The organism is Sphingobium sp. KCTC 72723, assembly GCF_014280435.1.
GTDB lineage: Bacteria > Pseudomonadota > Alphaproteobacteria > Sphingomonadales > Sphingomonadaceae > Sphingobium.
This window is the reverse complement of the sequence record NZ_CP060388.1, coordinates 2042221-2066382: the sequence shown is the minus strand read 5'-3', so window position 1 is coordinate 2066382 and position 24162 is coordinate 2042221. Positions and strand designations below refer to the sequence as shown.

The 24162-nt window shown below is 63.1% G+C and carries 22 protein-coding genes; 14 read left to right on the top strand and 8 right to left on the bottom strand.

Annotated features, from left to right (window positions below; all coding sequences use genetic code 11):
* Nucleotides 1-48: 48 nt before the first annotated feature.
* Nucleotides 49-726 carry a prolyl hydroxylase family protein gene (locus SPBM01_RS10270; protein WP_188065393.1) on the bottom strand — a complete coding sequence of 226 codons (678 nt, stop codon included), beginning with the start codon at nucleotides 724-726 and terminating at the stop codon, nucleotides 49-51.
* A gap of 102 nt (nucleotides 727-828) precedes the next feature.
* Nucleotides 829-1770, bottom strand: a complete 942-nt coding sequence (locus SPBM01_RS10265; protein WP_262504390.1) for an RcnB family protein — start codon at nucleotides 1768-1770, stop codon at nucleotides 829-831.
* 220 nt (nucleotides 1771-1990) lie between these two features.
* Between SPBM01_RS10265 and SPBM01_RS10260 the strand changes: the two genes are divergently transcribed.
* From SPBM01_RS10260 to SPBM01_RS10250, 3 genes are all read left to right on the top strand, one after another.
* Nucleotides 1991-2527: a biliverdin-producing heme oxygenase gene (locus tag SPBM01_RS10260; protein WP_410483036.1), complete on the top strand. Its 537-nt coding sequence runs from the start codon at nucleotides 1991-1993 to the stop codon at nucleotides 2525-2527.
* Nucleotides 2520-5075 (top strand): HWE histidine kinase domain-containing protein, encoded by a 2556-nt coding sequence (locus tag SPBM01_RS10255; protein ID WP_188065392.1) that lies wholly within the window; start codon nucleotides 2520-2522, stop codon nucleotides 5073-5075. The genes SPBM01_RS10260 and SPBM01_RS10255 overlap by 8 nt, the downstream gene beginning before the upstream one ends.
* Before the next feature lie 75 nt (nucleotides 5076-5150).
* Nucleotides 5151-5960 (top strand): DODA-type extradiol aromatic ring-opening family dioxygenase, encoded by an 810-nt coding sequence (locus SPBM01_RS10250; RefSeq protein ID WP_188065391.1) that lies wholly within the window; start codon nucleotides 5151-5153, stop codon nucleotides 5958-5960.
* Here SPBM01_RS10250 and SPBM01_RS10245 read toward each other — a convergent pair.
* Genes SPBM01_RS10245 through SPBM01_RS10235 form a run of 3 tightly spaced genes read right to left on the bottom strand, consistent with a single transcriptional unit; the run spans nucleotide 5945 to nucleotide 8227 of the window.
* The gene (locus SPBM01_RS10245; protein ID WP_188065390.1) at nucleotides 5945-6487 is read right to left on the bottom strand and encodes a (2Fe-2S)-binding protein; all 543 of its coding nucleotides are present in this window, start codon (nucleotides 6485-6487) and stop codon (nucleotides 5945-5947) included. The genes SPBM01_RS10250 and SPBM01_RS10245 overlap by 16 nt on opposite strands.
* Nucleotides 6484-6984, bottom strand: a complete 501-nt coding sequence (locus SPBM01_RS10240) for a DUF2721 domain-containing protein (protein ID WP_188065389.1) — start codon at nucleotides 6982-6984, stop codon at nucleotides 6484-6486. Before SPBM01_RS10240 ends, SPBM01_RS10245 begins: the two co-directional genes overlap by 4 nt.
* 31 nt (nucleotides 6985-7015) lie before the next feature.
* A complete protein-coding gene (locus SPBM01_RS10235; RefSeq protein ID WP_188065388.1) occupies nucleotides 7016-8227 on the bottom strand; it encodes an LL-diaminopimelate aminotransferase in 1212 nt (403 codons plus the stop codon).
* 143 nt (nucleotides 8228-8370) lie between these two features.
* On the opposite strand from SPBM01_RS10235, the gene SPBM01_RS10230 reads away from it, so the two are divergent.
* The 9 genes from SPBM01_RS10230 (at nucleotide 8371) to SPBM01_RS10190 (ending at nucleotide 19365) form a co-directional block, all read left to right on the top strand.
* Nucleotides 8371-10110, top strand: a complete 1740-nt coding sequence (locus tag SPBM01_RS10230; protein ID WP_188065387.1) for a PHA/PHB synthase family protein — start codon at nucleotides 8371-8373, stop codon at nucleotides 10108-10110.
* 142 nt (nucleotides 10111-10252) lie between these two features.
* Entirely contained in the window at nucleotides 10253-11122 is an 870-nt protein-coding gene (locus tag SPBM01_RS10225) for a phasin family protein (RefSeq protein WP_188065386.1), read from the top strand.
* Nucleotides 11123-11280: 158 nt separating this feature from the next.
* Complete coding sequence (gene clpS / locus SPBM01_RS10220) at nucleotides 11281-11658, top strand: ATP-dependent Clp protease adapter ClpS (RefSeq protein WP_410483035.1); 378 nt, start codon at nucleotides 11281-11283, stop codon at nucleotides 11656-11658.
* Nucleotides 11659-11779: 121 nt separating this feature from the next.
* Nucleotides 11780-12370: a hypothetical protein gene (locus SPBM01_RS10215; RefSeq protein WP_188065384.1), complete on the top strand. Its 591-nt coding sequence runs from the start codon at nucleotides 11780-11782 to the stop codon at nucleotides 12368-12370.
* A gap of 96 nt (nucleotides 12371-12466) precedes the next feature.
* Nucleotides 12467-13957 carry a glycerol-3-phosphate dehydrogenase gene (locus tag SPBM01_RS10210; protein ID WP_188065383.1) on the top strand — a complete coding sequence of 497 codons (1491 nt, stop codon included), beginning with the start codon at nucleotides 12467-12469 and terminating at the stop codon, nucleotides 13955-13957.
* Entirely contained in the window at nucleotides 13954-15414 is a 1461-nt protein-coding gene (locus SPBM01_RS10205; protein ID WP_188065382.1) for a glycerol kinase, read from the top strand. The genes SPBM01_RS10210 and SPBM01_RS10205 overlap by 4 nt, the downstream gene beginning before the upstream one ends.
* Before the next feature lie 92 nt (nucleotides 15415-15506).
* Complete coding sequence (locus SPBM01_RS10200) at nucleotides 15507-17006, top strand: catalase (RefSeq protein WP_188065381.1); 1500 nt, start codon at nucleotides 15507-15509, stop codon at nucleotides 17004-17006.
* Nucleotides 17007-17131: 125 nt separating this feature from the next.
* Entirely contained in the window at nucleotides 17132-18913 is a 1782-nt protein-coding gene (locus tag SPBM01_RS10195; RefSeq protein WP_188065380.1) for a sensor domain-containing diguanylate cyclase, read from the top strand.
* A gap of 74 nt (nucleotides 18914-18987) precedes the next feature.
* A complete protein-coding gene (locus tag SPBM01_RS10190) occupies nucleotides 18988-19365 on the top strand; it encodes a MerC domain-containing protein (protein ID WP_188065379.1) in 378 nt (125 codons plus the stop codon).
* 34 nt (nucleotides 19366-19399) lie between these two features.
* On the opposite strand, the gene glpX is transcribed toward SPBM01_RS10190, so the two are convergent.
* Nucleotides 19400-20380, bottom strand: a complete 981-nt coding sequence (gene glpX / locus SPBM01_RS10185; protein WP_188065378.1) for a class II fructose-bisphosphatase — start codon at nucleotides 20378-20380, stop codon at nucleotides 19400-19402.
* A gap of 82 nt (nucleotides 20381-20462) precedes the next feature.
* Between glpX and SPBM01_RS10180 the strand changes: the two genes are divergently transcribed.
* Nucleotides 20463-20924, top strand: a complete 462-nt coding sequence (locus SPBM01_RS10180) for a hypothetical protein (RefSeq protein WP_262504388.1) — start codon at nucleotides 20463-20465, stop codon at nucleotides 20922-20924.
* A 6-nt stretch (nucleotides 20925-20930) separates the two neighbouring features.
* On the opposite strand, the gene SPBM01_RS10175 is transcribed toward SPBM01_RS10180, so the two are convergent.
* Both SPBM01_RS10175 and SPBM01_RS10170 read right to left on the bottom strand, forming a co-directional pair.
* Nucleotides 20931-22235: a homoserine dehydrogenase gene (locus tag SPBM01_RS10175; RefSeq protein ID WP_188065377.1), complete on the bottom strand. Its 1305-nt coding sequence runs from the start codon at nucleotides 22233-22235 to the stop codon at nucleotides 20931-20933.
* A gap of 125 nt (nucleotides 22236-22360) precedes the next feature.
* A complete protein-coding gene (locus SPBM01_RS10170; RefSeq protein ID WP_262504387.1) occupies nucleotides 22361-23233 on the bottom strand; it encodes a hypothetical protein in 873 nt (290 codons plus the stop codon).
* A gap of 253 nt (nucleotides 23234-23486) precedes the next feature.
* Between SPBM01_RS10170 and SPBM01_RS10165 the strand changes: the two genes are divergently transcribed.
* Nucleotides 23487-24149, top strand: coding sequence for an energy transducer TonB (locus tag SPBM01_RS10165; RefSeq protein ID WP_188065376.1), 663 nt, complete (start codon nucleotides 23487-23489; stop codon nucleotides 24147-24149).
* Nucleotides 24150-24162 lie beyond the last annotated feature (13 nt).

Genomic DNA, 24162 nt, shown 5'->3' with positions numbered 1-24162 from the left:
CAGTTTTCAGTCATTTATGTCGCAATGTGTAACAATGGGTGCGACATATCATCGCACCCAGCGCCGTTCGCGAAACCATTGGGTAACGACATATTTGGTGCCGCGATCCACCGGCCGGGCCGCGTGCAGGCTTTGATCGTTGGGTGCGCCATCCCTGTCCATATTGTTCCAAAGCAGCATCATGCCTTCGACCGGGGGGACCATGAATTCGCAATTGGGGAAATGGGTTTCGCCGCCCGCTTCCACCGGCGAAAGATAGATCATCGCGGTCCATGTCCGCTGCCCGCCGCTTGCGCGCATCGCCTGCCAATAATCGGCGGTGACGGGAAAATAGTCGCAATGGACCTTATATTCCTGCCCGCTGGTATAGCGTTGCCCCTGTAAGGTTTCGCCATGATCGGCGGGCAGGCCGGTCAGGGCGACGATACGCTCGCTGACCGCTTCCACCAGCGGATTCCAGCGATCGAGATTGCAGCTGTGGCTCGTGCGATAGTCCGCATTCGCGCTGCCGGAAAAAAGGGTCGATGGCTTGGCGTCAGCGTCGATCAGCGCGCGCAGTCCGGCACATTCCTGCGCGCTCAAAAATTCGTGCCGTCCATAGATGTCCAGGCCCGGCGCGTCGATGCGGCTGACCAGCGGGTTGCGGTCCAGACGCGCGCGCACCGCCGCGCCGACCTGCGCGCGCGTGGAGGAAGATGTGCCGCCATCATCAAGTTCGTCCGTCATCGCTCATTCCCTGCCACAATGGCATATGTCATGAAAAGACCCCGGCGCATCGCTGCGCCGGGGCCAGTCACTCCTGAAGGCCAGTTCAGGGAGCTGCGTTCTTTACCAAAAGAAATCGTGGATCACGTCGACGACATAGCCGTCACGAATGTCCACCAGCATGGCATCGTCATAATAGCGTACCCAACGCAGCGTGCCGTAGGCCGGTGGCAGGCGATAGGCATAGGGATCGCTCAGCCAATAGCTGTTGGAATAGAGCAGGCTGCTCAGCACGATGCCGACCGAGAAGCGCCGATAGCCATAGTCCCACCCGCGCGGAGCGGCATAGCGGCCCATGCGGTAACGATCGCCGTAGCGGTCACGATAGCTGGACCAGTTATAGCGGTTGTCCTGCCGCCAGCCATTGTCCCAGCGCCGCTGGTCGGTCCAGCGTGTGCGGTCATCATAGCGGCGACCATTGTTCCAGTTGCCTTCAGTACGGACGTTGTTGTTCCAGTTGCCGTTGCCCACAGCACCGCGATTGTTGTTCCAGCGCCGGTCGTCGCGGCGGTTATCGACACGATCGTCTCGCCGATCGTTACGCCGTTCATCCCTGCGGTCGTCGCGTCGATCATCACGCTGGGCCTGTTGCCAGTTGCGGCGATCGTCGTTGCGGCCCTGTTGCTGGATAGTGTCCTGCCGCCCTACAACCGCCTGACCACGACCGTCGCGCCATTGGCGGTCCTGCCTGTCGGGCCTTGCCTGCTGCTGCTGGACCCTTTCCTGACGCGGCTGTTCCTGACGCTGTTGGGCCACGACGGGCGCTGCGGCGCGCACTTCGCCACGCGATTGCCAGCGTGCTCCGTTTTCCCCGCCGCGTTGCGCCTGACGATCGCCGCGCCATTGGCCGCCACGCTGACCGTCACCGCCGCGCTGACCGTCGCCCCGTGCAGCGCGCTCGCCGCGATTGCCACCGCCATTGTCCATATTTTGGGCATAGGCCGGGGCAATGCCGCCAAGCACCGTCGCGGTCATCAATCCCGCCAGCATCATCTTCCTGAACATCGTCCTGACTTTCCTCGGAGGAAGCGGTCTGCTCCCGAATAATGTTCTTTTAGTTGGCTACTGTTGTCACAATACTGAACTGGGTTGTCAGCCATTTGAAAGATTCGCGCGCTGCATGGAACGGGGCGGCCCGGCATTTATTCACGATCAACGATAGATCGAGTATGAAAAGCTGATCCAGATCAGTGCAGCCCCAATGCACCCTCTATAGGACTGCCGCGTGATGAAATCTTCTGATGTCGGCCGCATTCGCCTGGCCCTGCGTGATGCGACGATGAAGGATCATCGTCATGTCGATGCGCTGTTCTCGCCCTATGCCCTCGATTGCCGCGACGATTATCGTGCGTTCCTGATCGCGCACGCGCGCGCCGTTGGTGCGATCGAGCCAGTGGCCATGCCGGACCGTTCCCGCCTGCCGCTGCTGGCGCAGGATCTCGATTCGCTCGGCGTCCCCATGCCTGCGCCGTTGCCTCTGTCAGGCGAAGCGTCGGACGGCTATCGCTGGGGGCTGCTCTATGCGCTCGAAGGATCGCGGCTGGGCGGCGCGATGCTGGCGCGACAGGTCGGCAAAGGCCTGCCCATTGCCTATCTGTCGGCAGTGCATGGTAAGGGCGAGTGGAAGGACTTTCAGGCCGCGCTGGAAAGCGCCGCTTTGAAGGGGGGCGAGGGCTGGCTGGACGATGCCGTGCAGGGCGCGCAGGCTGCCTTCGCTCTTTTCGCACAAGCGGGGGCCGACCGGGTTGCTCTCCATGGCTGATGGCGGCACGACGGATGCGATCGTCGATCTCACCAATTGCGACCGGGAGCCTATTCACGTCCCCGGCACGGTCCAGCCCTTCGGCTTCCTGATCGCGCTGACCGCCGATTGGCTGGTGTCGCGTGCGTCATTGAATTGCGATGCTTTTCTGGGTCTGGATCCGCACGCGATATTGGGTCAGCCGGTCAGCGCGATTTTCTGCGCCGATGCGATCCACAGCCTGCGCAACCGCATCACTCTGTTGCGCGGGGCGGATGCGGTCGAGCGCATCTTTGCGCTGACGCTGGTGGACGGCGGGGCGGCGTTTGACGTGGCAGTTCATTTCTCCGGCCAACTGGTGGTGATCGAGGGCGAACCGGCTGCGCATGACGAAATGGAAGCCAGCAGCATGGTCCGCTCCATGGTCGCGCGGCTGGGGCAGGTCGACGGGATGACCGCCTTCCTGCGCGATGGCGCGCGACAGGTGCGGGCGCTGACCGGGTTCGACCGGGTCATGGTCTATCGCTTTGCCGATGGCGGCGATGGCGAAGTGGTGGCCGAAGCGCTACGCCCCGGCGTGGAGAGTTTTTTCGGCCTGCATTATCCCGCGTCCGACATTCCGGTGCAGGCGCGCGCGTTATATGTCCGCAACATCTTCCGCATCATTGCCGATGTGACGGCTGTGCCGGTGCCAGTCGTGCCGACGCTCGACCCGGCGGGTGTCGCGCTCGACATGTCGCTGTGCCTGACGCGCGCGGTATCGCCGATCCATGTCGAATATCTGCGCAACATGGGGGTGGGGGCGTCGCTGTCCATTTCCATCATCGTCGAAGGCCGGCTGTGGGGTCTGTTTGCCTGCCACCATTATGCGCCGCGCCTGCCGACCTTTGCGCAGCGCAGCGCGGCCGAACTGTTCGGCCAGATATTCTCAATGATGCTGGAAAGTCGCGAGCGCGCCGAAACTGCCGCCTATGAAGGCAAGGCGCGGCAGGTGGCCGACCGGCTGATGGCGGCCGTGGCGCAGGACCATGACCTGCTGGCCAACGCACGCTGGCTGGGCGACATCATATTCGACACGATCCCGGCCGATGGCGTTGGCGTCTATATCGACGGGCAGATGAGCTTTTCGGGCCTGACGCCCGATCAATCGGCCTTTTCGACCATCGTCACGACGCTCAACCGGCTGGCCGCCAGTCAGGTCTATACCACCGACAGCCTGATGCGCGTGATGCCGGAGGCGGAGGTCTATGCCGATCGTGCCGCCGGGCTGCTGGCCATTCCGTTGTCGCGGCGTCCGCGCGACTATGTCGTGCTGTTCCGCGCCGAACAATTGCGCTCGGTGCGCTGGGCCGGGGAACAGGCCAAGCATATCGAATATGGCCCGAACGGCCCGCGCCTGACCCCGCGCAAGAGTTTCGAGGCATGGTCGCAACTGGTTCGCGGCACGGCCCTGCCATTTTCACCCGCGCATCTGCGTGTGGCCGAAGCGCTGCGCACGGCGTTGCTGGAAGTGGTCCTGCGCCTGTCCGATTCGGCGGACGCCGAACGGCAAAAGGCGCATGAGAAGCAGGAATTGCTGATCGCCGAGCTTAACCACCGGGTACGCAACATATTGTCGCTGATTCGGGGGCTGTTGTCCCAGACGCGCGATAGTGCCGGCTCGGTCGACGAATTTATCGGCACGCTGGAAAGCCGCGTCCACGCGCTGGCCCGCGCCCATGACCAGATTACCGCAGATCGCTGGGCGCCAGCGCGGCTCTATGACCTGATCGAAGTGGAGGCGGGCGCCTATCTGGGCGAAATGTCCGACCGGGTGCGGCTGAGCGGTCCCAATGTGCTGCTGACGCCGGGATGCTTCACGGTGATGGCGCTGGTGATTCATGAGATGCTGACCAATGCGGCGAAATATGGCGCGCTGTCGGACAGCGGCGTGGTGGCGATCGATTGGCGGGTGGATAGCGACGGCAGCCTGCTGATCGACTGGAGCGAAAGCGGCGGACCGGCGGTGATTGCGCCGACGCGCCGGGGCTTTGGATCGACGGTGATCGAACGGTCGATCCCCTATGATCTGGGCGGCCATGCCGAAATTCATTACAAGCTGGCGGGGATAGAGGCGCAATTCTGCATCCCGTCCGCCCATGTCGCCTCTGTCCTGCCCGATCGGGTAGCAGGCGAACGGGCCAGGCCAGCGGTCGCGGCGACGCCCGGATTGCTCAAGGGGCGCAACATCCTGCTGGTCGAGGATAATATGATTATCGCCATGGATGGCGAAGATGCGCTGCGCGAGCTGGGTGCGGAAGTGACGACGGCGTCCAGCGTCGTGCGCGCGCGCGAAGCGATTGCGGTGCAGCCGATCGACCTGGCCGTGCTGGACTTCAACCTGGGCAATGAAACCAGCCTGCCGGTGGCGGATTTGCTGGCGGAGCGGGGCATCCCCTTCCTGTTTGCGACGGGCTATGGCGACGGGCTGGAACTGCCCGAACGGTTCAGCCATATCGTACTGGTGAAGAAACCCTATTCCGGCGCGACGCTGGCGCAGGCTTTGGGGCCGGTGATGGCGGGCAACTGAACGGGGCAGGCGCGAAACGATTGGTTTCCGGGTCGTCGATTGCATGGTGCGCGCCGCTTGCCGATATGCGCACTTATGAAACAGCCCACTTTCTTCATCCCCCATGGCGGCGGTCCCTGCTTCTTCATGGACCCTGCCGACCCCGACCGGCCGCACAGCGACCCGATGTGGCATCCGATGCAGGATTATCTGACTGGCCTGATCGCGGACCTGCCGGAGCGGCCGCGCGCCATATTGCTGGTGTCGGGCCATTGGGAAGCGGACGCCTTTACCGTGCAGGATGGTGAGAAACCGGACCTGCTGTTCGACTATTATGGCTTTCCGCCCCACACCTACACGCTGCGCTGGGACGCACCCGGTGCGCCGGGGCTGGCCGACCGGGCAGCGGCGTTGCTGGCGGAGGCCGGCTTTGCCACCGCGCGGGATGATGCGCGCGGCTGGGACCATGGCGTGTTCATCCCGATGAAGGTCGCGGTGCCGGGCGCGGACATTCCGCTGGCGCAACTGTCGCTGCGGCGCGACCTTGATCCGGCGGCGCATATCGCAGCCGGGCGGGCGTTGGCTCCCTTGCGCGACGAAGGCGTCCTGATCGTGGGATCGGGCATGAGCTTCCACAATCTGCGGGTGCGCGGTCCGCAGGCGGTAATGCCATCGACGCTATGGGACGAAGCGCTGAGCGCTGCGGTGACAGACGCCGATCCGGCACGGCGCGCGCTGCGCGTCGCGGCATGGGATCAATTGCCCCACGCCCATTTCGCCCACCCGCGCGAGGAGCATCTGTTGCCGCTGATGGTCGCACTGGGCGCGGGTGGTGATGATGTGGCGATATGCGATCATCGCAGCAGCGTGATGGGCTGGACGGTGTCGGGCTATCGTTTCGGCTGACTGAGCGCGGGGACGGTGCGGGCGGCATCCTGTGGCGTGATGCCGGGGGGCGGTGCTGCGGCGACTCGTTCCTCCCCACGCATGATCCGCCCCGCCCGCTTGATCGCACCGCGCAGCCGGGGATAGATGCCGCAACGGCAGATGTTGGTGATCGCCGCGTCGATCTCCTCGTCGGACGGATCATTGGTCCGGCGCAGCAGCACCGACGCGGCCATGATGATGCCGGGGATGCAGTATCCGCATTGCGACACATTGTCGGCGGCGAACGCCTGTTGCAACGGATGGCCGCGATCGGGCGATAGCGCTTCGATGGTCGTGACGAAACGCCCCTCGGTCTTGCCGATCGTCACCTGGCAGGAACGCACCGCTTCGCCATCGATATCCACGGTGCAGGCACCGCAATCGCCTGTGCCGCAACCATATTTGGTGCCGGTCAGGTTCGACGCATCGCGCAGCGCCCACAGCAGCGGCGTGTCCGCACCCATGCGATACTGCACTGGCCGGTCGTTGACGGTGAAGCGAGTCATGCGCTGTCCGCGTCTTCCGCCTCGGCCTTGTGATAGAGGACTTCGTTACGGATATGGATGGTGCGCGATGCGAGCCGGATTTCCTGAATGAAGGTGGCGAAGGCGGCAGCCTGAAGCACCATCGTCACGATGAACAGGACGGCAATAGTATTACCCAGATGGCCCCGGAACAATTCGGCGGCAAACAGCAAGATCACGACCAGACAGATGGCGCAGCCCGATGCGACCGACAGAAAGATCGCGCTGTTGACTACGCTCATCCGTCGGTCGAGCATCCTGATTTCCGCGACCAGCCGGTCATGCTCCTTGCCGCGCGATTCCAGCACGCCCTTTTCCACGACCCGCGCCCGGTCGATCACCCGTGCCAATCGACTGGCGCACAGGTTCAGGAACGCGCCGATGCCCGCCAGCATAAACACCGGCGCGACGGCAAGCTGGATGGTCTGCGCAATGTGCGTCACTTGCGGCAACGGCAATAGCCCTGCGACTGCGCTCATAACCGCTTCCCCCTGCTCGGTGTAGGGCCGATCAGGCCGCGCCCTTGGACGACGGCGTATTGACGCCCATCGATTGGAGATATTTCTTCACGTTGCGGGCCGCTTGCCGCAGGCGCTGCTCATTTTCCACCATGGCGATGCGGACGAACCCTTCGCCATCCTCGCCATAGCCAACGCCCGGCGCGACTGCGACCTTGGCGTGAGTGAGCAATTGCTTGGAAAATTCAAGGCTGCCCATTTCCTTGAGCGCGGGGGGCAAGGGCGCCCAGGCGAACATCGACGCGCGCGGCGGGGGAATGTCCCACCCGGCGCGGCCGAAGCTTTCGACCATAACGTCGCGACGCTTGTGATAAAGTTCGCGGTTCTTCTGGACGATGTCCTGCGGGCCGTTCAACGCCGCGCAGGCCGCCGCCTGAATCGGGGTGAACGCGCCATAGTCGAGATAGGATTTCACCCGCGTCATTGCCGCGATCAACTGCTTGTTGCCCACGGCAAAGCCCATGCGCCAGCCCGCCATCGAATAGGTTTTCGACAGCGAGGTAAATTCGATCGCCACATCCTTCGCGCCCGGCACTTGCAGGATGGAGGGAGTCGGATTGCCGTCATAATAAAGTTCGGAATAAGCAAGGTCGCTCAGCACCCAGACCTTGTTTTCCTTCGCCCAGGCGACGAGCCGTTCGTAGAAGGCCAGGTCGACCGTTTCGGCGGTCGGATTGGACGGATAGTTTACCACCAGAATCGACGGGCGCGGCACGGTGAAGGCCATCGCCCGGTCGATCGCCCGGAAATAATTTTCATCCGGCGTGGTCGGCACCGATCGGATGGTCGCGCCCGCGATGATGAAACCGAACATGTGGATCGGATAGCTGGGGTTGGGGGCCAGCACGACATCACCCGGCGCAGTGATCGCGGTGGCCAGGCTGGCAAGCCCTTCTTTCGACCCCATCGTCACGACGACTTCAGTTTCCGGGTCGACATCGACGCCGAAGCGGCGGCCATAATAATTGGCCTGCGCCTTGCGTAGCCCCGGAATCCCCTTCGACTGGGAATAGCCATGGGCATCGGGCTTTTGCGCGACCTCGATCAGCTTGGCGATGACATGGTCGGGCGGGGGCAGGTCGGGATTGCCCATGCCAAGGTCGATAATATCCTCTCCCGCCGCGCGCGCGGCGGCCCGCATCGCGTTCACTTCTGCGATGACATAGGGGGGCAGGCGCTTCATGCGGTAGAATTCTTCGGACATTATAGGGGCTTTCCTGAAAGCTCTCGGTGATGAATAGTGCGACGCGAGCCGTCGCCGCGTCACAATCGGGCTATAACCACCCCGCTTGCGCCGCGCCAGAGAAAGCGGTGGTGGCAGATGATGCCAGGAACAGGAGAGTGGCCATGGAAAAGAGCAACGTCATGGAGCCGCATCTGCCGACGCTGGAACAGATGCAGCAATGGACGCAGGTCATTGGCCGCACCCAGCAATTGATGCTGGAGCAGGCGGCGGGGGCGACGGGCCGCGTGCTGCCTTTCGACCCGGAGACGGTCGCTCGCATCCAGAGCGGCTTTGCCGACGAAGGACTCGCGCTGTGGCAGCGTTTTCTCGATTCGGGTGGCCTGTTGCGCGACGAGCCTGCGCCTGCCCCGGCAGAAAGCCCGGCCGCGCGCAAGGACCGGCGCTTTGCCGACCCGGCGTGGACGCAAAACCCCTTTTACGACCTGATCCGGCAAAGCTATTTGCTGGTGTCCGATTATATGACCCGGCTGGCCGACTCCGTTGACGGGGTGGACGCGAAGCAAAAGGCCAAGCTGCGCTTTGCGACCACCGGGATGCTCGACGCGCTGTCGCCGTCCAATTTTCCGCTGACCAACCCGACCGTGGTGCAAAAGACGATCGAGACGGGCGGCGAGAATCTGGTCAAGGGTATGCAGCATATGCTGGCCGACATGGAGAAGGGCCAGCTGTCGCATACCGACGGCACCCAGTTTGAGGTGGGGCGCAACATCGCCGCGACGCCGGGCAAAGTGGTCCATGAAACCCCGCTCTATCAGCTGATTCACTATGCGCCGTCGACCGAAACGGTGCTGACAACGCCGCTGATCATTTTTCCGCCATGGATCAACCGCTTCTACATTCTCGACCTGTCGCCTGAAAAAAGTTTCGTCAAATGGGCCGTGGATCAGGGGGTCAGCGTATTCCTAGTATCGTGGAAGTCGGCAGATGCGTCGATGAAAGACCTGATCTGGGACGACTATATTTTGCGTGGCCAGATCGACGCAATCGATACGGTGCGCGATCTGCTGAAAGTGAAAAGCGTCCATACTATCGGCTATTGCGTGGCCGGGACGACGCTGGCGGCGACGCTGGCGCTGCTGGCAGCGCGGGGCGAGGCGGACAAGGTCGCCAGCGCGACTTTCTTCACTGCGCAGGTGGATTTCAGCAAGGCGGGCGACCTGACCCTGTTCGTGGATGACGAGCAGATGAAGTTGGTCGATCAACTGTCGTCGGGCGGATTTCTGGACGGGCGTTATATGGCGGTGACGTTCAACCTGCTGCGCGGGCGCGACCTCATCTGGAACTATGTGGTCAATAATTACCTGCTTGGGATGGATTATCCGCCGTTCGACCTGCTTTACTGGAACGGCGATACGACCAATTTGCCCGCGCGCTGGCACAAGGATTATCTGACCCAGCTCTATCGCGACAATTTGCTGGTGATGCCGGGCGCGATCAGCGTGGATGGCACGCCGATCGACCTCAAGAAGATTGAGACGCCGGCTTATGTGCAGGCAGGCAAGGAAGATCATATCGCGCCGCTGGAAAGCGTGTGGAAGCTGACCGAGCATTTGTCCGGGCCAGTGCGGTTCGTGCTGGCGGGGTCGGGCCATATCGCCGGAGTCATCAATCCGCCCGCCGCGCAAAAATATCAATATTGGACGTGTGAGGAGCCGCAGCCGGACCTCGATAGCTTTGTTGCGACAGCGAGAGAGACAAAGGGTAGCTGGTGGCCAGACTGGCGCGCATGGATCGACAGCCTCGATTCGCGTGTTGTGGCGGTGAAGGGCGCGCGGGTGCCAGGCAAGGGCAAGATGAAAGCAATTGAGGATGCGCCCGGACGCTATGTAAAGGAGCGATAATCGGCTGGAATTGCTGCATTGCAACCGATTGCTTTTTGGCCTGAGCGGCGCGCCATATGACCGTTATGTTGCACTGCACAAAAGCCTTGCGAATCTCGGCACGAAGGATTATTGTGCGCTGCAACAAGCGGAGATTTGGTCCATGGCTGTTACACCCAAAACCGGACGGGGCAGACCCCTTTCCAAAAGCGGTTCGACACTGTCGGCCAGCGAGGCGTTGAAAGCGGCGGAAGCCGCGATCGCCCCGCCCGCAAAGAAGCCGCCGGTGGCGCGCAAGCCCGCTGCGGCCAAGGCGCCCACGCTGACAGCCAAGTCCACTAGCGTTCCGGCAATGGACGGCAATCCAGCTGCGATCGTCGCGGCGACGACTGCCGTAGATGCTGCGCCTGAGCCGGCTCTTGTCCCCGAAGTCGAAGCGGCCCCTGCCGCCGCGACGCCGCCTGTTCAGGTGCCTGATGTTCCGACGCCTTCCGCCGCTGTGGCGGATGTCGTCGCCGAAACACCCATGACCCAAATTCCATCGCTGCCCGTAATAGAAGGAACCAAAAACATGACCGACATGATCGAAACCGGTAAGAAGTTTGCCGAAGACGCCAAAGCCAAGCTGGAAACCGTTTATGCCGACATGAACGAAAAGGCGAAGGCCGGCGTTGAAAAGTCGACCAAGGCGATCGAAGAGCTGAGCGACCTGACCAAGGGCAATGTCGAAGCGATGGTTGAATCCGGCAAGATCGCTGCCAAGGCTATGGAAACCATGGGCCAGGAAGCTGTCGATTACAGCCGCAAGAGCTTCGAAAAGGCGACTGCCACGATGAAGACCTTTGCGACCATCAAGACCCCGACCGAATTCTTCCAGCTGCAAAGCCAGATGATGTCGAGCAGCTTCGATGATTTCGCCAAGGAAGCCGCCAAGAGCAGCGAAGCGATGATGAAGCTGGTGGGTGAAGTCGCTCAGCCGCTGACCGCGCGCGTGACGCTGGTGACCGACAAGGTGAAGTCGCTGGCGGCCTGAGCCACAGCGCTACGCCCATCGGCATGGCTATAAAGGGCGCGTCTCCCCCAGCGGGAGGCGCGCCCTTTGCCGTTAACGCTGATTTATCGGCGACGGGCCGTCGATGGTCGCTCCGCCCCCTTGCCATGAGGACGGAAATCGCCATATCCTGCGACATCATGATCAGTATCGCCACAGCATATACGCGCCCCGCGACGATGACGGGCGACGACCGGGATGACCAGGGCGAGGGGCCGGGCGGTCCCAATGTCGGTATCGCCACGCGCACCCGGACCCGCACCAAAAAGCCATCGCTCTACAAGGTGCTGATGCTGAACGACGACTATACGCCTATGGAATTTGTCGTTCACGTCCTCCAGCACTTCTTCCGCATGGACATGGAGGAAGCGACGCGGGTGATGTTGCATGTGCATCAGCGCGGCGTCGGCATATGCGGCGTGTTCAGTTATGAAGTGGCGGAAACCAAGGTGAACCAGGTGATGGATTTCGCCCGGCAGAACCAGCATCCGTTGCAATGCACGCTGGAAAAGGCCTGATCCCTCCACGCTGCGCTTCATGTGTAGCATCTATATTTCAACCTATTACATCATTGAAATATAGGGATTTTTTAGGTTTTTGAGTGATGATGCCCCCTCAACTGAAGTGGGGACTTCATCAATGACGACTATAAGCAATTACAATATGACCACGCCGCCATCGCCGCGCGCTTCGATGGACCGCCGGATCGATGCTGCCGTAGAGGCAGGATCGCTGACGCAGGTGGATGGTGATGCGCTGGACGTGGCGCTCGATTCGATCGATACGGCGCTGGCATCCTCAGCCAGCGAGAGCAGTGCGCGGCTTGACCCGTCGGCGATGAAGGATCGCATCGACACGCTGATCGACAGCCAGGTGTCGGCAGGCACGCTGACGGAAGAACAGGCGAGCGCGCTCCGGAGCTTTTTCGCGCAGGGCGGGCCGCAGGGCGCAAGCGCGACCGCGATCGAAAGCGGCTCGGACGGCATGAGCGTGGATGCGATGGGCGGGCCGGGGCCGATGCGTGGCCCGCCACCATCGAGCGAAACGAGCGAGGATGAGGACAGCAGTTCCGCCAGCACGAGCGACGCCAGCAGCGCGACCGAGCAGCTGGATTCGATCATCGCCTTCCTCGAAAATCTGCGCTCCAGCCTGTCGCAGTCTCTCTACGGCAGCGCCGCGAGCAGCACGGACAGCAGCAATAGCGGTTTGCTGGTTGACACGCTGGCCTGACCCCTTTGCGTCCGGGGACTGACGAGCGCCCGGCGGCGTGATGATCCATGCCGCCGGGCGCTTTCTTTTGCCCGCTACGCCCCCTATGCTCATAGGGTGAGCGAGGAGAGCGCCGGCATCATTCATGACATCGCCATTATCGGGGGCGGCGTGAACGGGTGCGGTATTGCCCGCGATGCGGCGGGGCGCGGCGCGCGCGTGCTGCTGCTGGAACGAGGCGACCTGGCGCAAGGCACATCGTCGGCATCGACCAAGTTGATCCATGGCGGACTGCGCTATCTGGAACATGGCGAATTTGCGCTGGTGCGCGAAGCGCTGGCCGAACGCGCCCGCCTGTGGGGCATTGCGCCGCATATCATCCATCCGATGCGCTTCGTCCTGCCATGGACGAAAGGGCTGCGACCGCGCTGGATGCTGCGTCTGGGGCTGTTTCTCTACGATCATATCGGCGGGCGGCGGGCGCTGCCTGCGACGCGATCCATCGACCTCCGCCGCCATGTCGCGGGGGCAGCGCTGCGACCCGGTTTCGGCCCGGCCTATGCCTATTCGGACGGGTGGGTGGATGATGCGCGGCTGGTAGTGCTGAACGCGCGCGATGCGGCGGACCGGGGCGCGACGGTCCGCACGCGGACGGAGGTGACGGGGCTGGCGCGGGAGGGCGAGCTTTGGGCGATCCGCACGGCGGCCGAGACGTTCCGGGCGCGGATCGTGATCAATGCGACCGGGCCGTCGGTGTTGGACTTGCTCGATCGTGCGCAACGACCGAGCGACCGGCAGATGCGGCTCGTGCGCGGATCGCATATCGTCGTGCGCGCGCTGTTCGGGCATGACCATGCCTATTTCTTTCAGCTGCCCGACGGACGCATCTTCTTTGCCATTCCCTATGAACGCGACTTCACCCTGATCGGCACGACCGACCGGGATCATGAAGGCGGGCTGGCGCATGTGACGGCCAGTGCGGAGGAGATCGCCTATCTGTGCGATGGCGCGAATCGCTATTTTTCGCGCGCGATCACGCCTGCCGATGTCGTTTGGTCCTATGCCGGAGTGCGGCCGTTGGTGGACGATGGGTCGGGACGACCGGAGGCGGCGACGCGCGGATATCGGCTGGAACTGGACGATGCGGATGGCGCGCCATTGCTGTCCGTGTTTGGGGGTAAGATCACGACTTACCGGCATTTGGCGGTTGCGGCGATGACACGGCTGCGGCCGTTTCTACCGGGGCTGGACGAACGGGACTGGACGGCGGAAGCGCCGTTGCCCGGCGGAGATTTTCCGCGCGACGGGCTGGCCGCGCTGATCGCGGGACTGGCGCGGGACTATCCGTTTCTGGTCGCCGCGACCGCCGACCGGATCGGTCGGGCCTATGGCACACAGGCGCGGGTCTGGCTGGGCAAGGCGCGAGTCGCTGCCGATCTGGGCATGGATTTCGGCCATGGGCTTTTCCAGGCGGAAGTGGCGCATATGCAGGCGCGAGAATGGGCGCACACGGCGCAGGATGTGCTGTGGGGGCGCAGCAAGCTGGGGCTGCGCTTCGATGCGGCTCAGGTGACGCGGTTGCAGGCGTGGCTGGGGGAGGGGGAATGAGCGGCAACTATCTGCTGGTGCTGGACGCGGGGACCACCTCCACGCGGGCGATGCTCTATGCGCCCGATGGCGCGCGGGTCGCCACGGCGCAGCGCGACCTGAGCCAATATTATCCCCAGCCCGGATGGGTGGAACATGACGCGGCGCAGATTTGGGCGCGGACGCTGGAATGTGCGCAGGCGATGGTGGCGCAGGCGGGCGGGACAGACCGGATCGCCGCGATCGGCATCACCAACCAGCGCGAAACGGTAGTGGCGTGGGACCGGCGCACGGGCGAACCGCTAACCCGTGCGATCGTGTGGCAGGACCGGCGGACGGCCGACCGCTGCGCCGCGCTGCGTCAAGCGGGGCATGAGCAGATGATCCAGCGGCGCACCGGGTTGGTGGTCGATCCCTATTTTTCCGCGACCAAAATGCGCTGGATGATCGACCATGTGGCCGATGTTGCGACGGCCGGAGATGCGCTCGCGCTGGGAACGGTTGAAAGCTGGCTGGTCTGGAAACTGACCGGCGGGCTGCATATCAGCGATGCGACCAACGCCAGCCGCACGCAACTGATGGCGCTGGACGGGACAGGATGGGACGACGACCTGTGCGCACTGTTCGGCGTGCCGCAGGGGGCGCTGCCGGAGATCGTCGACAATGCGGGGACGTTCGGGGTGACGGTGCCGGCGTTACTGGGCGGCAGCGTGCCGATATGCGGGCTTGCCGGGGACCAGCAGGCCGCGACGATCGGGCAGGGGTGCCTGGCACCGGGCGAGGCGAAAGCGACGCTTGGCACCGGGGCGTTCATCCTGACGCCGATGGGACGGGCGGTGCCGCAATCGGCCCATCGCCTGCTCGGGACGGTGCTGTGGCAGATGGGCGGGGATCGGCACTATGCGCTGGAAGGGTCGATTTTTGTGGCGGGCAGCCTGATCCAATGGCTGCGCGACCAAATGGGAATGATCGCGCAGGCGGCCGATACCGACGCGATCGCCCGATCGGTGGCGGACAATGGCGGGGTGTGGATGCTGCCCGCGCTGTCGGGGCTGGGCGCGCCGCATTGGCGTGCCGAAGCGACGGGGCGGATTACCGGGCTGACTCATGCCACTGGGCGGGCGCATATCGTGCGGGCCGCGATGGAATCCATGGCGCATCAGGTGCAGGATCTGGCGCGTGCCTTTGCCGCCGATGGTGCGCCGTGGCGTCGCTTGCGGATCGACGGGGGGATGAGCGCCAACGACTGGATCGCGCAGGACATGGCCGATATATTGGACGTGCCGGTCGAGCGCCCGCATGACGTGGAAACGACGGCGCGGGGCGCGGCGCTGCTGGCCGGGGTAGGCGTGGGGCTGTTTCCTGACCTTGCGGCGGCAGGTGTCATGGCGTCGGAACGGCAGATGTTCACGGCCGATATGAACGAAAAGGAACGTGGCAAAAGACTGGCTGGATGGCAGGCTTTGCTTGATGACTAAGTCATCAAACCGATCAGTGAAGGCTGTTTAATCAATTTTGCCTGAAACGCCGGGCGGCGTAACCCATGCTCATCAAACCCAGGAGGACGACCATGGCCGACAAGCCGATCATGACCACCAGCGGCGGTGCGCCGATTGCGGACAATCAGAACAGTCTGAGCGCGGGACCGCGCGGGCCGTTGTTGTTGCAGGATTATCAACTGCTCGAAAAGCTGGCCCACCAGAATCGCGAGCGTATTCCTGAGCGGGTCGTCCATGCCAAGGGCTGGGGTGCGCATGGCACACTGACGATCACGGGGGACATCAGCGCCTATACCAAGGCCAAGGTGCTGCAACCGGGCGCACAGACGCCGATGATCCTGCGTTTCTCGACTGTTGCAGGCGAAGCGGGTGCGGCGGATGCCGAGCGCGACGTGCGCGGCTTTGCGATGAAATTCTACACGCCGGAGGGTAACTGGGATCTGGTCGGCAACAACACGCCGGTTTTCTTCGTGCGCGACCCGTTGAAATTCCCCGACTTCATCCACACCCAAAAGCGCCATCCGCGCACCAATTTGCGATCGCCCACGGCGATGTGGGACTTCTGGTCGCTGTCGCCGGAATCGCTGCATCAGGTGACGATCCTTATGTCTGATCGCGGCCTGCCCACCGATGTCCGCCACATTAATGGCTATGGCAGCCATACTTTCAGCCTGATCAATGACGCCAATGAGCGCTTCTGGGTCAAGTTCCACTTCAAGACGATGCAGGGCCACAAGCATTGGACCAATGAGGAAGCCGCGCAGATTGTAGGGCGCACCCGCGAATCGACGCAGGAGGATCTGTTCGAAGCGATCGAGCAGGGCGACTTCCCCAAATGGAAGGTGCAGGTCCAGATCATGCCGGAAATGGACGCGGACAAGACGTCCTACAACCCGTTCGATCTGACCAAGGTGTGGCCCCATGCCGACTATCCACCGATCGACATAGGCGTGATGGAGCTGAACCGGAACGCGGATAATTATTTCGCGGAAATCGAGCAACTGGCCATGTCGCCATCCAACATCGTGCCGGGCATCGGCTTTTCGCCCGACAAGATGCTTCAGGCGCGAATCTTCAGCTATGCCGACGCGCACCGCCACCGCATCGGCACCCATTATGAAGCGCTGCCGGTCAACGCGCCCAAATGCCCGGTGCATCATTATCACAAGGACGGGGCAATGCGTTTCACCCCCAACAATCCGAACCCGGCGGCCTATTATGAGCCGAACAGCTTTGGCGGGCCGGTGGAGGACAACAGGTTCGTCGAGCCACCACTGAGAATTACAGGCGATGCGGACAGGTGGAACCACAGGGAAGGCAATGACGATTTCAGCCAGCCTCGCGCGCTGTTCGAACTGTTCGACGCGGATGGGAAAGCGCGTCTGTTCGCCAATATCGCCGCGGCCATGGGCGACATTCCCGGATTTATCGAAGAACGCCAATGCGTGTTGTTCGATACTGTCCACCCCGAATATGGCGCAGGGGTGCGGGCCGCGCGGGTAACGATCAAGGATCGCAATCCGTCGATTTCGGCACCGACCGACCAGCTGTTGAGCGATGCTTCCGCCTGATATTGGGGCGGTCGCGATGCAAAGCCTCCGATGCACATAGCATCGGAGGCTTTGTCATATTTTCAATCCGTTGCGGGACGATCGTGAGCAAATGTTAAGGATGCTGGCTTAGGTCGTGAAGGATCATGTCGCGGCCTGCATCCCACCCTGTCCTCAATCTCCTGACGCCGCTTGCGATCGGTGGCATCTATTTCGTCGCGGCAACCTTTGCGCTGCTGCTTTCGCGATTCGAAGGGGGGCTGGCCTTCATCTGGGGTGCCAACGCTTTCCTGATGGCGTTGCTCGTGACATCGGCGAAGCGAACATGGCCGCGTGCGATCATAGCGTGCGCCGTGGCGAGCGCCCTGTCGACCAGCCTGTTCGGCATGGGCGTCGCCGCTGCAATCCCGATGGCGATCATCAACGTCGCCGAATCGCTGATCGTCGCTTTGATCTGCCGCCATTATCTGGACGAAGGGCTGCTGACCGGATCGGTTCGCCCGCTGGTGACGTTCATTCTGGCGCTGTGCGGCGTGGCCGATGTCGTAACCGGGCTGGCCGCCGCGTCGGTTGCGTCGTGGTTGACGCCGGTGACGTTCGGCGCATCCTGGCTGCAATGGTATACCGGCCATGCACTGGGCGGGCTGACCTGCACGCCGATTCTGATCATGCTGATGCGGGGCGAACCGCGCCGCTGGCTGCGCGAAACGTCGCGCGCCGAGAAGGTCGAGGCGGTGCTGTTGCTGGCGCTGTTCATGCTGACCACCGTGCATGTCTTTTACTGGGCGCGCTATCCGATGCTGTTCGCGCCACTATTGCCGTTGGTGCTGATTGCCTTTCGGGTCGGCCATATGGGGGCGGCCGCCTCCATCGTCATCATGGCCGTGATCGGCGGCACGGCGACATTGCAGGGCGTTGGCCCATTGATGATCATTCCCGCGTCGACGGGTGAGCGGGTGCAGGCGTTTCAATTCTATCTGGCGCTCAGCTTCCTGCTGTCGATGCCAGTTGCGGCCGAACTGAACGGGCGGCGTCGGCTGTTCCGCATGTTGCAGGACAGCGAAGCGCGCTATCGCACTATGGCCGAACATAGCGGCGACGTGGTGCTGAACATCGGTGTGGACGGGATCATCCATTATGCGTCCCCTTCGGCGACCGAACAAATTGGCTGCGCGCCCGAATTGCTGGTGGGGCAGAATGCCGCCAACCTGGTCGATCCGGTCGATCGCGCGCAGGCCGTCGCGGCGCACCGCCGCGCGCTGATTCATCCGGGGCAGGTCCACAAGGTGGAGTTTCGCCCACTGGTGGCGGCGGGTGATCTCGACTGGTGCGAAATGGTCAGCCGCGCGGTGGTCGATGAACGTGGCGTGCCGATCGGCGTGATCAGCACGATTCGGGACATGTCGCGGCACAAGGCGCGGCATCAGGCGCTGCAACAGGTCGCATCGCGCGATTCGCTGACCGGGGCGGACAGCCGCCGGGCGTTTCTGGAAAAGCTGGACGCCGAAATGCTGCGCGCGCGCGGCGGGGCGCAGTCCAGCCTGCTGCTGATCGACATCGACCATTTCAAGGCCGTCAACGACATGCACGGCCATGGCGCAGGTGACCGAGTGCTGACCGGCTTTGTCGAACGGTTGAGGCCGGGGTTGCGCGGCATCGACAGCATCGGTCGACTGGGCGGGGAAGAATTTGCGATCCTGTTGACAGACAGCGACATAGACAGAGCCAGCATGGTGTGCGAGCGATTGCGTGCGCGGCTGGCCGATCCGATCCAGATCGACACGGGGGAAGCCATTGCCGTGACGTTCAGCGCCGGACTTGTCGAACTGGACGGTGCAGCAACGCGGTCGGCGATGCTGGAGGCCGCGGACCAGGCGCTGTATCGCGCCAAGCATAGCGGCCGCAACTGCCTGCGTCTGGCGGCCTGAATCGCGCTGCGGCGGGTGCAAAAAAATCCCAATGTTATGTTGTAACCTACGCTGGGCTGGCCTATGTGGGGGCCATGTCTCCCACCCTGCGCCATGCCCTGCTCAATGGTCGCGTCGATCGCATTGCGATGGCGCTGTCGGGCCTTTGCGTGGCGCATTGCTTTGCCACGGCGGTCTTTCTGGGCCTGCTGGCGAGTGCGGGCGGGATTTTCGAAAGCCCGCTTTTTCATGAGGTTGGCCTGGTGCTGGCCATAGCGCTGGGCGCGATTGCGTTGGGTCATGGTGCCATCGTCCATGGCTTCATGATGCCCGCTGCGATCGGATCGCTGGGACTGGGCGTCATGGCGGGCGCAATGACGATGGACCATGGCTGGCAGGAAAGCGTCTATACGCTGATCGGCGTTGGCATATTGGCGCTGGGCCATGATTTGAACCACCGCGCGGGCCGATAGGATCGGCCCTGCGGCGCGTTATAGCGATCCGCTACTAGGATTTGTGGTTCAGCCGATGTTCGCCTTTTACCCAGCGCACGGTGCCGGTGCTGGCCCGCATCACGACGCTTTGCGTGGTCAGCTTGCCGCCCGGCAGCCGCTTGACCCCGTCGAGTAACGATCCGTCGGTGACGCCGGTGGCGGCGAAGATACAGTCGCCCTTTGCCAGTTCTTTCAGGTCATAAACACGGTCGAGATCGGTGATGCCCCATTTGCGGGCGCGCTGTTTTTCATCTTCGTTGCGAAAGATCAGGCGTCCCTTGAACTGGCCGCCCACACAGCGCAGTGCGGCGCAGGCCAGCACGCCTTCGGGCGCGCCGCCTGATCCCATATAGATGTCGATCGTTGTTTCCGGGTTCGTCGTGGCGATTACGCCCGCCACGTCGCCATCGGGAATCAGCATGATGCCGCAGCCGATGGCGCGCAGTTGTGCGATCAGCTTTTCATGGCGCGGACGGTCGAGGACACACACGATGATGTCCTCCGGCTCCACCCGCTTGGCAGCGGCGACGGCCTCGACATTCTCTTGCACCGATCGGTTGAGATCAATGATGCCGTCAGGAAAGCCGGGGCCGACCGCCAGCTTTTCCATATATACGTCAGGCGCATTGAGCAGGCCGCCTTCTTCGGAAATGGCCAGGACGGCCAGCGCATTCGGGCCTGCCTTTGCGGTGATAGTGGTGCCTTCCAGCGGATCGAGCGCAATGTCGATGCGCGGGCCGGTGCCGATAGCATTGCCGACCTTCTCCCCGATATAGAGCATCGGCGCTTCGTCGCGTTCACCTTCGCCGATGACCACGGTGCCGTCCATATACAGGTCGTTAAAGGCCAGGCGCATGGCTTCGACGGCGGCGGCATCGGCGGCTTTCTCATCGCCCCGGCCGACCAGTTTCGACGCGGCGATGGCCGCCGCTTCGGTAACCCGCACCATTTCCAGAACCAGCACGCGGTCGAGCGTCGAACTTGCCTGCACCATCTTCAATCCTCTGCCTTTTCTTATGACGCTGGCGATAGGATGTCGGTTTGGCCTTGTCGAGCGAACTGGTCATCATCTGGCCATGATTGGCTGTTCTTCTGCCGATGCGATGTTCCGCCCGATCCTGCCTGCTCTCGTGCTTGTCACGCTGCTGCCCGTCCCGGCGCGGGCCAGTGATGGCGATTCGCTGATGGCGGCCTATCGCGCCAAAACGCAGGTGGTGCGGCCATGCGACCGCAGCGGAAGTGCCATCGTCGTGTGCGGCAACCGGGCGGAACGCAATGCGCGCGAACGGTTGCTATTGCCGCGCGAAGCCCCTGTCGGTGGCGTGCGGGGCGACACGCCGCGTGCTTCGGCGGCGCCGGTCAGGCAGGGGAGTTGTGGCGTGACCGGGGGGCAGGGTGGCGGTTGCGTGGGCGGCCTGTCGCTATTCAAAGTCGCCGACGTCCTTGGCAAGAGCGTGATGGCGATCATCGATCCCGACGCAGACCTTGCCCCGCCACCGCCGCTGCCCGATCGCTTCAAAGGCACCGGGCAGCGTTGAGGCCGGTCAGTCGAGAATGTGCATGACCATAGGTGCGCCGAGCAGACTGTCCGACCCGGCCAGCCGTTCGAGCGTGTCGCGGATGCAGCGTTCCTCGCCCGCATGGGTGACGATGGCGACCAGCACGCCGTCGGCCTGATTTGCGCCGCGCTGGATCATGCTTTCGATCGAGACGCCGGCGTCGCGGGTGGCGGCGGCGATTTCGGCCAGCACGCCGGGGCGGTCCTGCACCTTGAAGCGCAGATAGGTGCGACCGATACGCGCGCCTGCGTCTGCGGCATTTTGCGGGGTGAGCGCGGCGACCGGCATGGCGAAGGCATCGCCATATTCGTCGCGCGCCACGTCGATCAGGTCAGCGACCACCGCCGACGCGGTCGGGCCATCGCCTGCACCACGGCCCTGGAAGAAGAGGCGACCGACGAAATTGCCTTCTGCCACGACCGCGTTGAGCGATCCATCGACATGGGCAAGCGGGTGGTCGAGCGGCACCAGCATCGGGTGGACTCGCTGGAACAGGCCATCCACGCCATTCTGTGCCATGCCGACGAGGCGGATGCGGAAACCCAAAGCGGCGGCTTCGGCAATGTCGGCGGCAATGACGTCGCGGATGCCGGTGGTCGCAACCGCACCAAAATCCAGTTCGGTGCCAAAGGCGAGGCTGGCAAGAATGGTCAGCTTGTGCGCAGCATCGACCCCGTCAATGTCGAAGCTGGGGTCAGCTTCGGCATAGCCCAGTTCCTGCGCTTCCTTGAGTACTTCGTCGAAACCCCGGCCTTCCTTCTCCATTGTGGTCAGGATGTAATTGCAGGTGCCGTTGAGGATGCCATAGACGCGGCTGATTTCGTTGGCTGCCGCGCCTTCGCGCATCCCCTTGATGACCGGGATGCCGCCAGCGACGGCCGCTTCATATTTCAACGCGATGCCCCCCTTCTCGGCGAGGCGGGCCAGGTCGAGGCCGTGATGCGCCAGCATCGCCTTGTTCGCGGTGACGAACGGCTTGCCCGCGATCAGGCATTGGCGCGCCAGGGTCAGCGCCGGGCCATCCGACCCGCCGATGAGTTCGACTACAACATCGACATCGTCGCGCGTGGCCAGGCTGTTCATGTCATCCACCCATTCATAGGGGGACAGGTCGACGCCGCGATCCTTGTTTCGGTCGCGCGCGGAAATAGCGACGATCTGGATCGGGCAACCGGCGCGCCGGGCGATGAGCGCGCCATTGGTGTTGAGCAATCGAATGACTCCGCCGCCCACAGTACCCAGACCGACGAGCGCGACGCGCAACGGGGCATGGCGGTGCAGATTGGTCATGGCGGCGTATCTCTTTTCTGGACGCGGAACAGGAAGCCGCGCTGATAGCGACCTGCGCCCGCCCATCCAAGCAAAAGCTGGCCAAGCGAAAGCGGAACGGATGGGCGAGGAAAAGCGCGGGCGAATCAGGACGTAGCGCGGGTGCGGCCACATGGGCCAAGGGCGTCGATCACCACGCGATAGTCGGCACGGGCCGCTTCTGCATCCGATATCGCCAGCGTGCGGACGGCGCGGGCGGGCAGGGCGGGGGGCAGACTGCAAGCCAGTCGATACCAAAGCAGGGTGCCAGGAACGGGCGCGCGGGCTGCTTCATCGACGATTTCGCCCAGCGCCACGGCCCATCGCGGCGGCTGACCTGGACGACGTAGGATCGAAAGGGAAACAGGATCGCCATTTTCGGTGCGCAGGAAGATTTGCGTCTCCCCCTCCCCCGCCACTGTGCCAGCGACATGAAAGGCGTCGCCCAGACCCAGGATGCGCGGCGGCGCGTCGGCGGCGACCAGTGTGGCGAGAATGGATTTGACCTGGCCGATCGCTGCGGGAGTTGCGGGAATTTGCGCATCGCGGGCGATCAGCTGGATCTGGCCGGGGCGCGTCCCGGCCCGCGCGAACAGGATGACCTGTGCTTTTTTCAACTTGGGCAATTTGCCCCGCGCATCGACCGGGGCATCATAGAGCCAGCTTACAAGGGGGGTGATTCCCGCTTCGCCGCGAATCAAACCCGTCACATCGCCCTCCAGAAACAGCCTGCGATAGCCCGCTGGCACGTTTCCGGCCTGCTCCGGCTTCAGAGCGATGATGTTGCGGATTCGCACATGGGCCACCAACGGCGCATGGTCGGCAAGGTCGATCAGATCGGCATAGGAGAGGGCGGGCCGGGATGTCGATGATTGCGTTACCAACTGTTTCGATTGCGCGAAAGCCGGGAAAACTGCGGGATATGCGGCTGAAATGAGGCATGGCGCGACCACATAGCGAAAAAGGGTGGCGGATTTCATGATCTGCTTCGTCCTGTGTTATTGGCCCGTGGCAAGGATGTCACAGGCAAGTTATTCCGATATGAAATGGTAAACGCAAATGAACATATCGATAAAGCGTTTGCGTGCTACGATGCGCCGCGATAGGAGTTTGGGCGGTAGCAAATGGACGGACAGGAGCCAAAGGTGGCCGGGTTAGCCCGGACAGCTGGGGTCGTTTTTGGCTGATTTGTATAAACCACTAGTAAGATGAGTTAAGGAGTGTCGTTGCTGAATGGCCTATGCTGACCACTCGGAAGGATCGAGTCGGACCGTCTCGATCATCATCGTCGCCCTGATTCACGCTGTTCTTGGCTATGCCTTTGTCTCCGGCCTTGGCATGAAATATGTCAAAAAGGCGGCAGAACAGCTGAACGTCGTCGATGTGAAGGAGGAACCGCCACCACCGGACGAGGAGCCGCCGCCGCCGCCGCCAGATCAGCCGATCGAGCCGCCGCCGGTTGTTGCCCCGCCTCCGATCGTGCAGACGCCTGCGCCTGCGCCGCCGATCCAGACCGTTCGGACACCGCCTCCGGTGTTCAACCCGGTTCCGGTCGCAGCGCCGCCGCCGCCGCCCGCAGCGCCCCCGCCACCGCCCCAGGCAGCTACGCGTGCTTCGCCGCGCAGCCAACCGGGCAGCTGGCTCAGCGATGCCGACTATCCGAGCCGCGCCCAGCGTGAAGAACGTTCGGGTACGGCAGGTTTCCGTCTGGAAATCGGCGCTGATGGTCGGGTGACCAACTGCACCATCACTTCGTCGACCGGGCATCCCGATCTCGATGAAGCGACCTGTCGCCTGCTGCCGCGCCGTGCGCGGTTCAAGCCGGCCAAGGGTTCGGATGGCAATGAAATGGCCGATACCTACAATGGCCGTATCACATGGCGTCTGCCGGAATAATCCATATCGGAAA

Coding starts and splice junctions, on each gene's coding strand:
- SPBM01_RS10270 (WP_188065393.1), bottom strand. CDS start 726: ATGACGGACGAACTTGATGATGGCGGCACATCTTCCTCCACGCGCGCG.
- SPBM01_RS10265 (WP_262504390.1), bottom strand. CDS start 1,770: ATGTTCAGGAAGATGATGCTGGCGGGATTGATGACCGCGACGGTGCTT.
- SPBM01_RS10255 (WP_188065392.1), top strand. CDS start 2,520: ATGGCTGATGGCGGCACGACGGATGCGATCGTCGATCTCACCAATTGC.
- SPBM01_RS10250 (WP_188065391.1), top strand. CDS start 5,151: ATGAAACAGCCCACTTTCTTCATCCCCCATGGCGGCGGTCCCTGCTTC.
- SPBM01_RS10245 (WP_188065390.1), bottom strand. CDS start 6,487: ATGACTCGCTTCACCGTCAACGACCGGCCAGTGCAGTATCGCATGGGT.
- SPBM01_RS10240 (WP_188065389.1), bottom strand. CDS start 6,984: ATGAGCGCAGTCGCAGGGCTATTGCCGTTGCCGCAAGTGACGCACATT.
- SPBM01_RS10235 (WP_188065388.1), bottom strand. CDS start 8,227: ATGTCCGAAGAATTCTACCGCATGAAGCGCCTGCCCCCCTATGTCATC.
- SPBM01_RS10230 (WP_188065387.1), top strand. CDS start 8,371: ATGGAAAAGAGCAACGTCATGGAGCCGCATCTGCCGACGCTGGAACAG.
- SPBM01_RS10225 (WP_188065386.1), top strand. CDS start 10,253: ATGGCTGTTACACCCAAAACCGGACGGGGCAGACCCCTTTCCAAAAGC.
- clpS (WP_410483035.1), top strand. CDS start 11,281: ATGATCAGTATCGCCACAGCATATACGCGCCCCGCGACGATGACGGGC.
- SPBM01_RS10215 (WP_188065384.1), top strand. CDS start 11,780: ATGACGACTATAAGCAATTACAATATGACCACGCCGCCATCGCCGCGC.
- SPBM01_RS10205 (WP_188065382.1), top strand. CDS start 13,954: ATGAGCGGCAACTATCTGCTGGTGCTGGACGCGGGGACCACCTCCACG.
- SPBM01_RS10200 (WP_188065381.1), top strand. CDS start 15,507: ATGGCCGACAAGCCGATCATGACCACCAGCGGCGGTGCGCCGATTGCG.
- SPBM01_RS10195 (WP_188065380.1), top strand. CDS start 17,132: ATGTCGCGGCCTGCATCCCACCCTGTCCTCAATCTCCTGACGCCGCTT.
- SPBM01_RS10190 (WP_188065379.1), top strand. CDS start 18,988: ATGTCTCCCACCCTGCGCCATGCCCTGCTCAATGGTCGCGTCGATCGC.
- glpX (WP_188065378.1), bottom strand. CDS start 20,380: ATGGTGCAGGCAAGTTCGACGCTCGACCGCGTGCTGGTTCTGGAAATG.
- SPBM01_RS10180 (WP_262504388.1), top strand. CDS start 20,463: ATGATTGGCTGTTCTTCTGCCGATGCGATGTTCCGCCCGATCCTGCCT.
- SPBM01_RS10175 (WP_188065377.1), bottom strand. CDS start 22,235: ATGACCAATCTGCACCGCCATGCCCCGTTGCGCGTCGCGCTCGTCGGT.
- SPBM01_RS10170 (WP_262504387.1), bottom strand. CDS start 23,233: ATGAAATCCGCCACCCTTTTTCGCTATGTGGTCGCGCCATGCCTCATT.
- SPBM01_RS10165 (WP_188065376.1), top strand. CDS start 23,487: ATGGCCTATGCTGACCACTCGGAAGGATCGAGTCGGACCGTCTCGATC.